The following is a 14,261-nucleotide window of genomic DNA, read 5'->3' as shown; positions in this document are numbered from 1 at the left end:
ATTGTATCTTATGAAAAATGAGATTTATTTTAAGTGAGAAAGGTTCTTTTTATTTAAAATTGCTGAACCATAACTGCGATTAGCAATAAAACCCAGCACATCTCTATTTTGTATATTTTGTCCTTTCAATTTTAATTTAATTACTTCTGAATATGCTTCTGCATAATTCTCGTCATCATAGGATTTAACGACAGACGATTCTCTTGAAAAAGCTTCTCCTTGTGCCCTATAGGGCAAAATTTTAGCTTTCGCCTCATGGTCTATGCATTGAAGGTATGATTCATGCTTTTCAGCGGCTATATAAATAGGTTTTAAATTCATGATTTCTGAAGTTTTGGGGTTTAAGGACGTGTTAGTGATTTGAAAATTTGAAGGTATGCTAATTTGAAAATACTTCTCTTCCAAACTAGTTGACAACAAATCTCAAAGCTTACCGCTCAAAGCTAATAGCTAAATTACCTCACATCTTTCTTTCTGTTTTTTTCATAATCTTCAAAAATAAACTCTCCGAGTCCTTTTAATGAAGAATAATACGCCCGTCCGTTATTAATCTTGGTGAATTCTTGCACGAATTCCTTTAGATATTGGTCACGAGCAATCATAAAAGTTGTTACTGGAATTTTTAAACGACGACACTGTGCCGCTAAGGTTAATGTTTTATTTAGTATTTTTTTATCCAAGCCAAATGAATTTTTATAATAACGAATCCCTTCTTTTAAACAAGTAGGTTTGCCGTCGGTTATCATAAAAATCTGTTTGTTTTTATTCTTTCTTCTTCTCAATAAATCCATGGCAAGTTCCAAGCCTGCTACGGTATTGGTATGATATGGGCCAACTTCTAAATAAGGTAAATCTCTTACTTGAATCTGCCAAGCATCATTCCCAAAAACAATAACATCCAAAGTATCTTTTGGATATTTTGTCATAATCAACTCCGCCATTGCCATCGCAACTTTTTTGGCAGGAGTAATCCTATCTTCGCCATATAAAATCATCGAATGTGAAATATCAATCATCAAAACGGTAGAAGTCTGGGCTTTATATTCCTTATCAACGATTTCTAGGTCGTTTTCCGTCAACATAAAGTTTTCTACACCATTATTGATTTGTGCATTTCTGATAGATTCCGTCATTGCAATTTGGTCCATCGCATCTCCAAATTGAAACTCTCGGCGGTCGGTATTGTTTTCGTCTCCAGTGCCTTGATAGGGCGTTCTATGGTTGCCGTTTGAGCCTGTTTTCTTTAATTTACCAAAAATCTCATCCAGCGACTGCTTTCTGATACTTTGCTCCCCCTTTGACGTAAGGATTGGTTCTTCCTCACCTTCTTCATTTTTTTCTTCTTTGATATAGCCTTTTGATTTCAAGTCATCTATAAAATCGGCTATTCCGTATGAATTATCAGTAAGGTTATATTGTTTATCTAACGAAGTTAGCCATGTTAAAGCCTCCGAAACATTGCCGGCAGTCATGGTAACCAGTTGATTAAAAATGTCTAAAAGTTGGTCGAATTTGGCTTTTTTGCCGTCTTCGGCTTCCTGAGGAATATATTCTGAAAAACGATAGCCAAGCATATTTATATATAGGATTGATGAAAATGGAGTGCTATTTTTTTTGCACAGTATAAATATAAAACAAAAACTTTAGCGAATGGGTTTAATTATCGTTGATATTAATGATAATAAATAAAAAAAACCATACTATTAGCCTTGACTAAATGTATGGTTTTAATAAAAAATATTTAGAGACTCAGTAAAATTATAGGGTATTTGGCTTATAAACCTTAATTACACCATCGTTTTCGCTACTTACAACTAACAAACTTTTTTGGGTAGGGCTATTCTTCGCAGGAATAAATAATACGCCTTCTGGAGCATCTCCACATTTCAAAATTTGTAAAAATACAGGACTTGTTGGAATCGTAACATCATAAACCGCTACTGCATCAACACGTTCCATCCCTACAAAGGCAACTTTTTTGTTACCAACAGTTCCCACTCTAATGCCTTCTGGCTCTACAGATTTATCGTCACTTCTGGTATCATCATATAGATTAGGAACAGCAATTACTTTAGTATCAAGTTCGTTTTTGCTATCAAACACCAAGGTTCCGTCATTACCATTCCAAACACTGAAAGAACGAGCGCCTAAAGAATAAAGAAAATCGTAGTCGCCATCGCCATCTGTATCACCTAAAGTAGTTGTTACATTTAATCTACCCGCTTTTTCTGCTTTAATAAGGTCAGCAGCATTTGGGAAAGCAGTAGCATCCAACTTTAAAGCACTTACTCTTTTGATTTCAGAAAAAGCATCATACTCTCTAGCATCACCTTCGTTGGCAGTAAATAAATAAGGAATTCCTGCATGTTGCATAAAAGCGATAGCATCAGGCTGATACATTCCTTTTATATTAGTCCATTTACTAAGTGCTACGGCATTATCTTTATCACTAACGTCAATAGCATTAGCATCCACACCATAGTCTTTGAAACCTAAAGGAAGGATAGTAGTAATCGTTTTAGTTTCAAGATTCAGTTTTGCAATTGCATTATTTTCTTGAAGCGTCACCCAAGCCGTTTTTGAATCGTCAGCTACTGCGATATATTCAGGCTCGATGTCTTTCGCAAAAGTAGCATTTAAGCCAAATATTCTAAGGCCTTTAGTCATTAAAGTAGCTTGCTGACTTGCAAAACCAGAAAAATCTAATGTCGTTACCGAATAATTATCGTTTACCGAAATAATTGAAATAGAACCAACAGGGTCATTTTTATAAGTAGCATCTGGTTCCCCTTCGTTGGCTGTAAGGATAAGGTTACCATCTGGTGAATAAGTAATCATATCTGGCAAAGCACCTACCGTAATTACTTTTACTTCTTTATAGTCAGCAGTATTGAATACCGCTACTTTACCATTTTCTTGCTTATTCAACGACTCAATCGCTGCTGCTAATTTACCGTTTGAAACCGCAACGCTATTTACTGCTCCACCATAAGGTGCCATGCTAATTGAGCTGATGACTTTCATGTTGGTTGGGTCAGCAAAATCAATCACATCAATTTTATTGACTGTACCATTATTTACTACAAATAAACGTTTGGTCTGAGGGTCATATGCTGAAATTTCAGCCGCACCAACATCACCAATATCGATGCTTCCTATTTCTGCAAAAGTAGCAGCGTCTTCATTTACAAAAAACTCTGCTTCATCTTTGCTGCAACTTATCAATAGGGTTGTTAGTAAAAGGGAAAGGGATAGGAATGTTCTTTTCATTTCTTTTTTTTCTGCAAAACTATGTAGGACAGCAAAGAGGCTTGTTAATAAATGGTTAACTCTGGGTTAATTTATCTGTTCCTGCTAACCGAAAAAAGCATTGTAGCATCACTTATACGAAGGCTTTCTGAGGGATAAGTAAAAATAATTATGTGTTTTAGCAATAAATCTAAGTAAGAATCTATCCTTTATTCTTTAAAACTAGTAGAGTATTGGTATATTTGTCGCTCATAAAATTATCAAATAAAAAACCTGCTGTTGTAAAGCAGTCGGAGTGATTATAGGAGAAAAATATTCAACCCAATATCACTCAATCAATTAAATCATTATGAAAGTTTTAAAATTTGGAGGAACTTCTTGCGGTACTACTGAAAGCATCCAAGCAGTATTAGGGATTATTAAAAGCAAGCAAGCTAAAGAGGAAAGAATTGCAGCCGTATTTTCGGCAATGGGAGGGGTAACCAACCAATTGTTGAAAGCGGGAGACTTAGCTTCTACGAATGATACATCTTACTTCGACATTGTAAAGGGAATTGAAGACCGTCATTTCACAGTTGTACGTGCATTAATTGACGTAAAATCTCAGTCGAAAGTATTTGCTAACATTCGTACCATTATTAATGAATTAGAAGATTTACTGAAAGGTGTTTCTTTGATTCGTGAAATCTCTACCCGAACATCCGACTTGATTGTAAGTTTTGGAGAGCGACTTTCAACCACATTAATTCATGAAATTCTTCATGCTCAAGGTGTTGACTGTCAGTTTTTAGATGCCCGTAAGGTAATAAGAACTGATGCCAATTTTGGCATGGCAACTGTGAATTTTGAAGTTACCAATCGCCTAATTCAGGAACATTTTTCAAAAACAAGGTCTCTTCAGTTGATTACTGGCTTTATTGGTTCAACCGAAAAAGGAGAAACCACGACATTAGGTCGTGGAGGTTCTGATTATACGGGTTCTATCTTCGGGGCGGCCTTGAATGCTTCAGAAATTGAAATTTGGACGGATGTAGATGGAATGATGACTGCTGACCCAAGAAAGGTGAAAAATGCCTTTACCATTCCAACGATTACTTACGCGGAGGCAATGGAATTGACCCACTTTGGGGCAAAAGTTATTTATCCACCATCATTACAACCAGCTTTTACAAAAAATATCCCAATTAGGGTTTTAAATACATTTAATACAGACTTTATCGGAACGGTTGTTAACCGTACTGCCGAATCGTCTGAATACATCATTACAGGTATCAGTTCAATTGATAATCTGGCATTAGTCAACCTACAAGGTTCGGGTATGATTGGTGTTGCTGGGGTTTCTGCTAAACTATTTACAGTATTAGCAAAACACAAAATTTCGGTTATCCTGATTTCTCAAGCATCTTCTGAACACTCTATTTGTTTTGCCATAGAACCATCTGCGTCAGTAGCAGTAAAAGCTTTATTAGAAGATGAATTCAAAACAGAAATTGCTGATGGCGATGTAGAAGGAATTGATATTCAAGAAAACCTTTCCGTAATAGCGGTAGTAGGAGAGGGGATGCGTCGTCATACGGGCGTAAGCGGTAAACTATTTTCGGTATTAGGAAAGAACGGTATTAATATCGTGGCTACTGCACAAGGGTCTTCAGAATTAAATATTTCAGTAGTAATTGAGAAGAAAGACATTTCAAAAGCACTGAATGTTATCCATGATTCTTTCTTCTTCTCGCAAGCAAAAACGTTGAACCTTTTCTTAGTAGGAACAGGTTTGATAGGAAAAGCACTCTTGGAACAAATACAAGGACAAGAAAATTATCTTTCTAAATACAAAGCCTTGAAGGTTAATTTAGTAGGAGTAATGAATTCTAAGAAAATGCTGATTGATGCACAAGGAATTCCGATGGAAAACTGGGAAGAAGAACGAGATGGAAAAGGAAAACCAGCCGAGATTTGGGCATTTGTCGAAGAAGCAAAAAGATTAAATTTACCTAATTCAATCTTTGCAGATTGTACAGCCAATAAAGAGATTCATAATTATTATTTAGGCTTATTCGAAGCCAATATTTCAGTAGTAACGCCTAATAAAGTAGCTAATTCTGGTCGTTATGAAGACTATGCATTATTGCATAGAACAGCCTTGAAAAAAGGAGTGAAGTTCTTATATGAAACTAACGTAGGGGCAGGCTTACCCGTTATCAATACTTTACAAGGCTTGATTTCGTCGGGAGATAGATTTGAGAAAATAGAAGGCGTATTGTCGGGTACTTTATCTTATATCTTCAATAATTTTAAAGCAGGCGTAAAATTTGCAGACATCGTTCGCGAGGCTAAAGTAAAAGGTTATACAGAACCAGACCCACGTGAAGATTTAAGTGGAATGGACGTAGCCCGTAAGATTTTGATTTTAGGTAGAGAAATAGGTTTACGTCTTGAACCAGAAGATGTTGAAATCTTGAAATTATTACCAGAGAACTGTGAAACGGCACCTACCGTAGAGGATTTCTTCAAACAGCTAGAAGTATCTAATAGCTATTTTGAAGGAATGGTAAACGAAGCGGAAGCAAAAGGAGAAGTATTGAGATTTATTGCTACTTTGGAAAACAATAAGATTACGATTGGTGTAAGAAGTATCGGAAAAACACATCCATTTTATATGATGGATGGTGCTGACAATGTGATTTCATTCACTACAAAACGTTATCATGACCGCCCATTGGTTATTAAAGGGCCAGGAGCAGGAGCAGAAGTAACGGCATCAGGCGTATTTGCAGATATTGTTGCGATTGGGAGTTATTTAGCTTAATTACAGTTAAAATTTTACGATTATGAACCTTATTTTAGAAAATGTTCAGCCCAAACATATTTCGTTAATTCAGGAATTAGCGAAGACTTTGCACTTCCAAGTAAAGGAAGATAGTAGTACTAAGAAAACCAAAAAGCGACTTACTGCTGAACAAAGAGAATTTGTTGAAGACTTAAAAGAGGCATTAGTACAAGTAGATTTGCATCAGCAGGGTAAGATTGAGTTGCAGTCTGCGCGAGATTTTTTAAGTGAAATTAGAAATGAAGCCTAATGAAAGTCGTTATTCTACCCTCGTTTAAAAAAGCATTTAAGTCTCTTTTCAAAAAGTACAAATCAATTGATATGGACTTTGAAAAACTGTTAGACTCTTTAGAAGAGAATGCTTTTCAAGGTGTTTCAATAGGTAAAGATTGCCATAAAGTAAGAATGGCAATTACAGCCAAAGGTAAAGGCAAATCAGGTGGCGCAAGAGTAATTACTTGTGTGAAAATTGTAAATGAAACTATTTATCTCTTGACTATTTATGACAAAAGTGAGCAAGAGAATATTAATGAAAAAGAATTAGATCAACTTTTAACACAAGTAGGTCTTTGATTATATGACAAATTCAATAAAAGTTTTTGCCCCAGCTACGGTGGCGAATGTGGCCTGTGGTTTTGATATTTTCGGTTTTGCCGTAGATAATCCGGGCGACGAAATTATATTAAGAAAATCAGATACAAAGGGTGTCAAAATTTTAAAAATTGAAGGTGATGATGGGCGTTTGCCTTTAACGGCTGAAAAAAATACAGCTGGTATTGCTATTATTAAATTCTTAGAAGCAATTGGTGAAGAAGGGCAGGGTTTTGAAATGGAGCTTAAAAAATTAATGCCTCTTGGTTCTGGCTTGGGGTCTTCTGCAGCTTCGGCTGTAGCTGGCGTTTTTGCGGCAAACGAACTACTTGGTAAGCCTTTAGCTCAAAAAGATTTGTTACCCTTCGCCATGGAAGGTGAATTCATTGCCTGTGGGTCTGCTCATGCTGATAATGTTGGACCAAGTTTGATGGGTGGTTTTGTTGTTATTCGCTCTTATGACCCACTGGATATTATCCAATTGCGTACGCCAAAAGAATTATACGCTACCATTGTTCATCCGCACATAGAGGTTAATACAAAAGATGCCCGTAATATTTTAAAACGCGAGATTTCTCTGAAAAATACGATTACACAAATGGGAAATGTAGCAGGTTTGGTAGCAGGTTTTATGTTACCAGATTATGATTTAATTTCGAGAAGTTTGGTAGATGTTATTATTGAACCAATTCGTTCTATCTTGATTCCTCAGTTTGACGACGTGAAGAATGCAGCTTTAGAAAACGGAGCATTAGGCTGTTCTATTTCTGGTTCGGGACCTTCGATGTTTGCTTTATCGAAAGATTTATTTACGGCAAACAGAGTAGGAAAAGCCATGCAAGATGGGTTTGCTAAAGTAGGTATTGGCTCTGAATGTTATGTGTCGGGCATTAATCAAGCTGGCCCAGTGGTTTTAGGTTGATATTGACTTTATAGATAAAAAGTATTAATTTAGTTTATGAGTGATAAGTTTTGAGGTAATTTCACTCATTCTTATTATTCATAAACTTTTTATGTTTTAAAAACATTAATTAACATCTACAATGAGCGATTTAATAGAAGTTTCAGCACGAATATATAGCGTTGAAGAGTATTTCGAAATCGAAAATCACTCAGAAATCCGTCATGAATATGAAGATGGAATATTAATACCTATGCCTGGAGAAACCTTAGATGCCAATGAAATTGCTGGAAACATTTCAGCAACTCTACGAAAAGAGTTACGAAAAAAGGGTTTTCGTATCTTTACTCATGATGTTCGGACAATTGTTCATGAAAGAAGAATTTACCGTTATCCTGATTTAGTGATTACAGCTTCTGACACTATCAAAGATATTCGACATGTAACAAAACCCGTACTGATTGTTGAAGTACTTTCTGAAATTACAGAGGAGGTAGATAGAAATAAAAAATTCAGACAATATACTGCTTTGCCTTCGCTACAATATTATTTAATGGTGCATCAAAATACTGCTTTGGTAGAATGCTATCAACGAAAAGAAAATTCCCAAACGTTTGAATTTAACTTTTTTGATAAATTGACAGATGCAATTCAATTCCCAACATTAGAAATGTCAATTACTTTAGATGATATATATGATGGTATTCAGTTTGTTAGTGAGGAAGAGAATGTCCCTCAAGCATAGATTGAAATCAATTTTAAAGGTAAAATATTTGTTTGAAGAATACAAAAAATGCCCTTATCAATTAAGATAAGGGCATTTTTGTGTTAATATTTTTGATAATAATTATTTCCCTGTCATAAAGGTTACTTCCTTAAATGATTGATTACCCAAATAATCAGTACCTGTTATCTTAACAGTGTATTTAGTATTGGCTTTGAAACCACCAATCGTATTAAGATAGATTTTTGGCGCTTGTCCGTTAATACTATAAGTAATCGATTTTAACCCTGCGAGTACGTCGGTTCCTGCTAGTGTAAAGCCCACTGTTGATGGATAAATATCAAGGCCTTGTTTAGTAGTATTAATACTACCAACTGTCCAGAAGGTGAAAAGCTCTGGGCCTTCAATATCACTTACAAAGACAAATGAAGCAGAATTTCTATTGTTTACATTATCATAGCCATAGTACTCAAATTTATGAACACCTTTTTCAGTCATTTTGATTGGCTTGATATAATCATTTTCAATTAACTTGCCATCAAAATTATACGTGATTTTTTGTAAACCAGACTCAGGGTCATTAGCTTTCAACTGGATAAAATTATTAGGACCAAGTAACATCGTATCTCTTCTTGTAACAATATCACCAATGACTTCATGTTGAAGATTTGGCCCCGTTAAATCTACATACACTTTGCTGATATTATGCTTGAATTCTTCATAGCCAGCTCCGTTTAGGCTTGTAGTTTGATTGTTTAAATTATCAACAGAATAATACCTGATATTGTGCATACCAGAGATACTTGGTAAATAGAATGGATTAGTATAATTAACAAATGGCTGATTATCAATTGAATATTTTACTTCCTTAATACCTACTTTGTTATCTATAGCTGTTAATTTCAGTTTTGTTTTTCCAGAGAAATAAACAGTATTGTTAGCAATAAATCTATCTCCTAATATATCTGTAGCCATCAAAGGAGAGCTTTTATCTAGGAAAAATTCGAATTTTCTTTCTTTCTCTTGATTATTTACATTATCTGTTGAGTAGTAATATAAAGTATGTTTTCCTTCAGATAGAACTGAAAAAGGAATACTTTTTCCATCATAAGGCTGGATGGCACCATCATCGAATTTGTAATAAGTACCTTTTAGCCCCGAAATACTATCTTCAGTATTGAAATATAGTCTACTGGTGAATGAAATTACTTTATCATCAGTAACACCGTTTACCGTCAAATTTGTAAAAGGAGGCGTATTATCAACCGTAAACGTTTCCTGCTGCATTGTACTAGCATTTCCTACATTATCGGTTGCGTAGTATTTCAACACATAGTTGCCTTGTGTAGCTATCTTTTTTTCAGATTTATACGCTTCAAAGGAAGTATTGTTGATGGCATAAAAAACTGTTTCTACACCGCTTGTTTTATCATTAGCTGATAAGCTAAAGTTTACAAATGGCCCATAAAAAATCTTTCCTTCGGCATTAACATATTTCTTAGACCCATTGAATAAAGAAATACCCGTTTCAGGTGCAATTCCATCAGCATAGATTTCTAATCTTACTTCTTGTGGTGGCTCAACAACTGCTCTTGTTTCTGGATCAATGGCATTTTTTGAACGAATATAATTTACCCCTTCGGTATCCAAATAAAAAGGAAATGAATATTTTTGATTTGGAGATTTGTTTAATAACTTCTCTGCATGGTCAGGGGTGGTGGATACCCAGATATAAACGGGTAACTTCTTGTTCCAATACAATTTACCTGAAGTACTATCAGTATAATGTTTAGGCTTGCTTGTCTGAGCAACGGCACCAAAAGCCATCACTATCAAAATAATTGTGTTTAGTATGTGTTTACGCATTTTTTGTTTTATTCAAGGTTACGGTAATAGTAGTGCCTACATTTAATTCACTTTCAACTTTAAGTTTACCTCCACAAATCTTAATAAAGTCATTACAAAGTACTAACCCTAAGCCAGTACCTTTTTCTTTATTAGTTCCATAGGTTGATTTATTACTTTTAAGATTAAATAATGTTTTTAGTTTATCTTCATTCATTCCAACGCCGCTGTCAATCACTACTATTTCTACATGTTCACCACTATCCTTTGCTTGTAATTTAATAGTTCCTTTTGCTTTTGTGAATTTGATGGCATTTTGAATCAGGTTGCGAAGGACAATCTTGGTCATTTCAATATCTGAACTAGCCTCTAATTCAGCGGGTACTTCATTAATAAGGGTTATCTCTTTTACTTCAGCAATGCGTTGAAGCAAATTAATATTTTCTTCAACTATATCATGAATATTTACTGTCTGAATCTTTGGTTTAAGTTCAGCCATTTGTGTTTTTGCCCAGTTCAAAAGATTGTCTAAGATGGTTGAAACCTGTGCATTATCGGTTTTTAACTGATTCAAAATCTCTCTTAAATCTTCAGGGATATCGTCATAATAATCCTCTTCTATAATCACAAAGAAGCTTTGTAAAGAAGCAATCGGTCCACGAAGGTCATGCGCGATGATAGAGAAAATCTTGTTCTTTACATCGTTTGAAATCGTCAATTGCTCTTTTTGTTCAGCTATTTCTTGATTTTGCTGAGAGAGCTGTTCATTTTGCTTTTGAATTTTTACACTATTCAAATACACAATTGTAGCGATAGCGAGCACAAATAAAATAATAATACTGGTAATAATAAAAATGTATTTATTCTCTTTTTCCAGTACTGTATTTTGGGCTTGTGCTACTTCGGCATTCGCTTGTTCGGCTTTCAAACGTTGTTTTTGTAATTCAACTACAATTTCTGCACGGGTAAGGTTTTGATAAAGATTATTATTTTTTGTCTTTACATTCTGAAGTTGCTCTCCGCTTTCTTTGAGCTTAATCTCGTTTTTTTCTAATTCTAGTTCTTTGGTTTTAGCCATAGACTCGGCTAATTGTTTTTTCAAACTTTCGGCTTCTAAATCACTAGCTAATTTTGTTACTTCCTTTTTTTGTAATTGGTCATGAAAGGATTTATAGAGACTGAAATATTTAAGCGATTCATCTACATTACCTGCTTTTTCATAAGTCTCGCTCAGCATGGCATAAGTGCTTGCCATTTGTTTAATATCGTTCAATTCCCTCGCTAAATTCAGTGCTTCGTCTAGGTCATTTAGGGCAAGATTATATTTTTTTATATTATTATAAACAACTGAGCGATTGATTAATGACGAGATAATACTGAAAGGTTCTTTCTGAACTCTTCTAGCAGCCAGTGTTTGGGTAAAATGGTACAACGCTTTGTCATATTCTTCGGCATCTGCATACAGCATTCCCAAGTTGTTATGAATCATAGCACTACCATTTTTGTTTTCAATTTTTATATTTAGATTTAAGCTTTTTTCATAGAAAGGAATGGCTCTTTTGTATTGGTTATAATTCCAATAAATGAACCCTATTTCATTCATCATTCTTGATGCTTCTTTGTAATTATTTACATCAATAAAATTTTCGTATTGAGCTTGGAATTGTATAACACGTCCAGAATCTGAACGACTTAAAGGCAATACTTGCGCCTTCGATTGAAAACCAAAAGAAAGAAGTATAATTGAAAGGAGGCAATAATATATTTTTAGTGGATACATACTCGAACAATAGTCATTAATGGGAAGTTGAAATAAACAACGCCCTTTCAATACAGCAAAAAAAAGAGTAGTAAGTCATTCAATTTTTATTAGTTTAAATGGATTATATTTTAGGTTATTATTATAAAAATAAACGTTGTAAATATTGATTAGACTGTACTTAATCTCTTGAAAATCAAAGTGTAAAACCCTTATAGTGGCTAGTTTGTAAAATATTTGATAACTGCAAAGATAATGTAAATTAATTCAAATAATTATCCTGTTTTTTTGAATTAAAAATAACATGAGTTAACGATGATACTATAATTGTTTATACGTTGAAATAAGTAGCAAATTTTATGCCATAAGTACTAGCGATAGCAATTATAATAAAAATAGAGGAGCGTTTGAAAGGATACCTATTATTGTTTAAAATGGCTGTTCTAAACAATAATAGGTACTAAAGAAGGGTATTATTTTTCAATGATTTCTAGAATCATCGGACTGTTCGGGGCAATACTTAAGCTATTATTTACTTTAATAGTTTGATTATTAAGAACATCTTTTGCTTGGAATGTAGGCTGAATAATTTCTTTGAATTTACTCATGTCTAATGTCTTGGCTTCATTATTTTTATTCAGAATAATCATGATTTTTTGCTTATCATTATACCTGAATTGCACATAAAATCCATTTTCAGGAGCGAAATGTTTCAATTTCCCTGAATGTATCACGGGTGTATTTTTACGCCATTTTAATAAAGTGCTGACAAAGTTTTTCGCATTTGTTTCAGCAACACTCATATTCGTATTAGTGAATACATTTTTTTTGTCGCCATCCCAACCACCAGGCATATCACTTCTGATTTCTCCGTGTTCATCGCTTTTTGGATTAGTCATTAAGATTTCTGTGCCATAATAAATCTGAGGGATTCCTCTAGTAGTCAGCAGAAATACCATTCCATTTTTGAATTTATTATAATCTTCGTGAAGTTGGGTGAAGAAACGACTCATGTCATGATTATCAGGGAAAATTACTAAATCATTCGGGTTAGCGTATACAAAATCGTTAGCAACGGTTTGATAGAGCCTCACCAAACCTTGATTCCAAACTTTTTCGTCAGTATTCAAGGCTTCAATCAAAGCCGCATTCGTCGGGAAGTCCATCAAACTTCTTAGATACGATACATATCCATTTTTGTTGACTTTACCTTTTTGCCATGCTGATACAATACTTGGATTCAATGACCATTCTTCACCCAAAATATTGAAATTTGGATATTCTTCGCCCATTCTTTTGCTCCAAACACTCATAAAATTCTTGTTTGGATAAGGCCAAGTATCCATTCTGATACCGCCCAAGTCGGCATATTCTACCCACCAAATTGAGTTTTGGATTAAGTAATTTGCCATAAAAGGATTTCGTTGATTCAAATCTGGCATGGTTGAGTCAAACCAACCATCACTGTGCGAGGTGATGTCGTATTGAGCAGCATAGGGGTCATGAAGACTTTCACGTCGGTGACTAGAATAGATGACCTTTGGTGAGTCTTGAAAATTTACCCAATCTTTCGCAGGAAAATCTTTCATCCACCAATGCTCAGACCCACAATGATTCAGCACCATATCCATTACTAACTTAATGCCATGTTTTTTAGCTTCTTTTGATAGACGAACATAATCCTCATTTGTTCCGAATCGGGCATCTATTTTGCTGAAATTGGTGATGGCATAGCCATGATATGAGGTTTTTGGCTGATTGTTTTCAACCAATGGATTTATCCAAAGGGCGGTCATGCCTAAGTTTTGAATATAGTCTAAATGCTGAATGATTCCCTCAATATCACCACCATGTCTGCCTGTTAAATTTTTGCGATTTAGGCTATCTTTGAATAAAGGCATATTGTCGTTCAGCGGATTTCCATTAGCAAACCTATCAGGGGTAATCATGTACATCACATCACTACTATTAAACCCAATTCTTTCTGCAGACTTACTCTGTCTCTTCAACAATTGATAGTTATACGTAAATGATTCTTTTTTACTGGTTTTAAAAACGATTTTCACGTTGCCTGCTACTGTCTCAGGAGCAATCAAAAGGTCAATAAATAGATAATTTGGGTTTTCTACTTTATTTACTTTTTTGATAGTTACCCCTTTATAGTTGATGTGAGGCGTAAATTCAGCTATGTTTTTTCCATGAACTAATAATTGTAAAGCAGGATTTTTCATGCCTACCCACCAGTTCAAGGGTTCGATATGTTGAATTTTTTCTTGAGCAAAAACTCCGTTTTGCATCAAGCATAAACAGATAAATAGTTGAAATGTCTTTTTCATAGTATTTGTATGATTTAATAGCTAAAAAA

11 protein-coding genes are annotated in these 14,261 nt (G+C 34.6%); 5 read left to right on the top strand and 6 right to left on the bottom strand.

Annotated features, from left to right (window positions below; translation table 11 throughout):
* Positions 1–24 precede the first annotated feature (24 nt).
* From AC07N0_RS11775 to AC07N0_RS11765, 3 genes are all read right to left on the bottom strand, one after another.
* Positions 25–321 carry a hypothetical protein gene (locus AC07N0_RS11775; protein ID WP_494589319.1) on the bottom strand — a complete coding sequence of 99 codons (297 nt, stop codon included), beginning with the start codon at positions 319–321 and terminating at the stop codon, positions 25–27.
* Positions 322–455: 134 nt separating this feature from the next.
* Positions 456–1,574 carry a vWA domain-containing protein gene (locus AC07N0_RS11770; RefSeq protein ID WP_323248223.1) on the bottom strand — a complete coding sequence of 373 codons (1,119 nt, stop codon included), beginning with the start codon at positions 1,572–1,574 and terminating at the stop codon, positions 456–458.
* A gap of 184 nt (positions 1,575–1,758) precedes the next feature.
* A complete protein-coding gene (locus AC07N0_RS11765) occupies positions 1,759–3,270 on the bottom strand; it encodes a choice-of-anchor I family protein (RefSeq protein ID WP_494589318.1) in 1,512 nt (503 codons plus the stop codon).
* A gap of 328 nt (positions 3,271–3,598) precedes the next feature.
* Between AC07N0_RS11765 and thrA the strand changes: the two genes are divergently transcribed.
* The 5 genes from thrA to AC07N0_RS11740 all read left to right on the top strand — a co-directional run bounded on the left by thrA (position 3,599) and on the right by AC07N0_RS11740 (position 8,313).
* The gene (gene thrA, locus AC07N0_RS11760; protein WP_492799922.1) at positions 3,599–6,055 is read left to right on the top strand and encodes a bifunctional aspartate kinase/homoserine dehydrogenase I; all 2,457 of its coding nucleotides are present in this window, start codon (positions 3,599–3,601) and stop codon (positions 6,053–6,055) included.
* 22 nt (positions 6,056–6,077) lie between these two features.
* The gene (locus AC07N0_RS11755; RefSeq protein ID WP_494589317.1) at positions 6,078–6,326 is read left to right on the top strand and encodes a hypothetical protein; all 249 of its coding nucleotides are present in this window, start codon (positions 6,078–6,080) and stop codon (positions 6,324–6,326) included.
* Positions 6,326–6,649 (top strand): type II toxin-antitoxin system RelE/ParE family toxin, encoded by a 324-nt coding sequence (locus AC07N0_RS11750; RefSeq protein ID WP_494589316.1) that lies wholly within the window; start codon positions 6,326–6,328, stop codon positions 6,647–6,649. The genes AC07N0_RS11755 and AC07N0_RS11750 overlap by 1 nt, the downstream gene beginning before the upstream one ends.
* Before the next feature lie 4 nt (positions 6,650–6,653).
* Positions 6,654–7,589 carry a homoserine kinase gene (locus tag AC07N0_RS11745; RefSeq protein ID WP_494589315.1) on the top strand — a complete coding sequence of 312 codons (936 nt, stop codon included), beginning with the start codon at positions 6,654–6,656 and terminating at the stop codon, positions 7,587–7,589.
* A 121-nt stretch (positions 7,590–7,710) separates the two neighbouring features.
* The gene (locus AC07N0_RS11740; RefSeq protein ID WP_494589314.1) at positions 7,711–8,313 is read left to right on the top strand and encodes a Uma2 family endonuclease; all 603 of its coding nucleotides are present in this window, start codon (positions 7,711–7,713) and stop codon (positions 8,311–8,313) included.
* 102 nt (positions 8,314–8,415) lie between these two features.
* Here the strand turns inward: AC07N0_RS11740 and AC07N0_RS11735 are convergent, their stop codons facing one another.
* The 3 genes from AC07N0_RS11735 to AC07N0_RS11725 form a co-directional block, all read right to left on the bottom strand.
* Positions 8,416–10,158 carry an OmpL47-type beta-barrel domain-containing protein gene (locus AC07N0_RS11735; protein WP_492799917.1) on the bottom strand — a complete coding sequence of 581 codons (1,743 nt, stop codon included), beginning with the start codon at positions 10,156–10,158 and terminating at the stop codon, positions 8,416–8,418.
* Positions 10,151–11,917: a tetratricopeptide repeat-containing sensor histidine kinase gene (locus AC07N0_RS11730; protein WP_494589313.1), complete on the bottom strand. Its 1,767-nt coding sequence runs from the start codon at positions 11,915–11,917 to the stop codon at positions 10,151–10,153. Before AC07N0_RS11730 ends, AC07N0_RS11735 begins: the two co-directional genes overlap by 8 nt.
* A 452-nt stretch (positions 11,918–12,369) precedes the next feature.
* Positions 12,370–14,232, bottom strand: a complete 1,863-nt coding sequence (locus AC07N0_RS11725) for a glycoside hydrolase family 13 protein (protein WP_494589312.1) — start codon at positions 14,230–14,232, stop codon at positions 12,370–12,372.
* Between the last annotated feature and the right edge of the window lie 29 nt (positions 14,233–14,261).

This window comes from Arcicella sp. GW821-FHT09D11, assembly GCF_059416265.1.
The sequence above is the reverse complement of the archived record's forward strand: the minus strand, read 5'-3'. Positions and strand labels throughout refer to the sequence as shown.

Bases quoted from the DNA above. Each gene is read 5' to 3' on its own strand.
- AC07N0_RS11725 (WP_494589312.1), bottom strand. From the start codon at position 14,232: ATGAAAAAGACATTTCAACTATTTATCTGTTTATGCTTGATGCAAAAC.
- AC07N0_RS11745 (WP_494589315.1), top strand. From the start codon at position 6,654: ATGACAAATTCAATAAAAGTTTTTGCCCCAGCTACGGTGGCGAATGTG.
- AC07N0_RS11730 (WP_494589313.1), bottom strand. From the start codon at position 11,917: ATGTATCCACTAAAAATATATTATTGCCTCCTTTCAATTATACTTCTT.
- AC07N0_RS11755 (WP_494589317.1), top strand. From the start codon at position 6,078: ATGAACCTTATTTTAGAAAATGTTCAGCCCAAACATATTTCGTTAATT.
- AC07N0_RS11750 (WP_494589316.1), top strand. From the start codon at position 6,326: ATGAAAGTCGTTATTCTACCCTCGTTTAAAAAAGCATTTAAGTCTCTT.
- thrA (WP_492799922.1), top strand. From the start codon at position 3,599: ATGAAAGTTTTAAAATTTGGAGGAACTTCTTGCGGTACTACTGAAAGC.
- AC07N0_RS11735 (WP_492799917.1), bottom strand. From the start codon at position 10,158: ATGCGTAAACACATACTAAACACAATTATTTTGATAGTGATGGCTTTT.
- AC07N0_RS11775 (WP_494589319.1), bottom strand. From the start codon at position 321: ATGAATTTAAAACCTATTTATATAGCCGCTGAAAAGCATGAATCATAC.
- AC07N0_RS11770 (WP_323248223.1), bottom strand. From the start codon at position 1,574: ATGCTTGGCTATCGTTTTTCAGAATATATTCCTCAGGAAGCCGAAGAC.
- AC07N0_RS11740 (WP_494589314.1), top strand. From the start codon at position 7,711: ATGAGCGATTTAATAGAAGTTTCAGCACGAATATATAGCGTTGAAGAG.
- AC07N0_RS11765 (WP_494589318.1), bottom strand. From the start codon at position 3,270: ATGAAAAGAACATTCCTATCCCTTTCCCTTTTACTAACAACCCTATTG.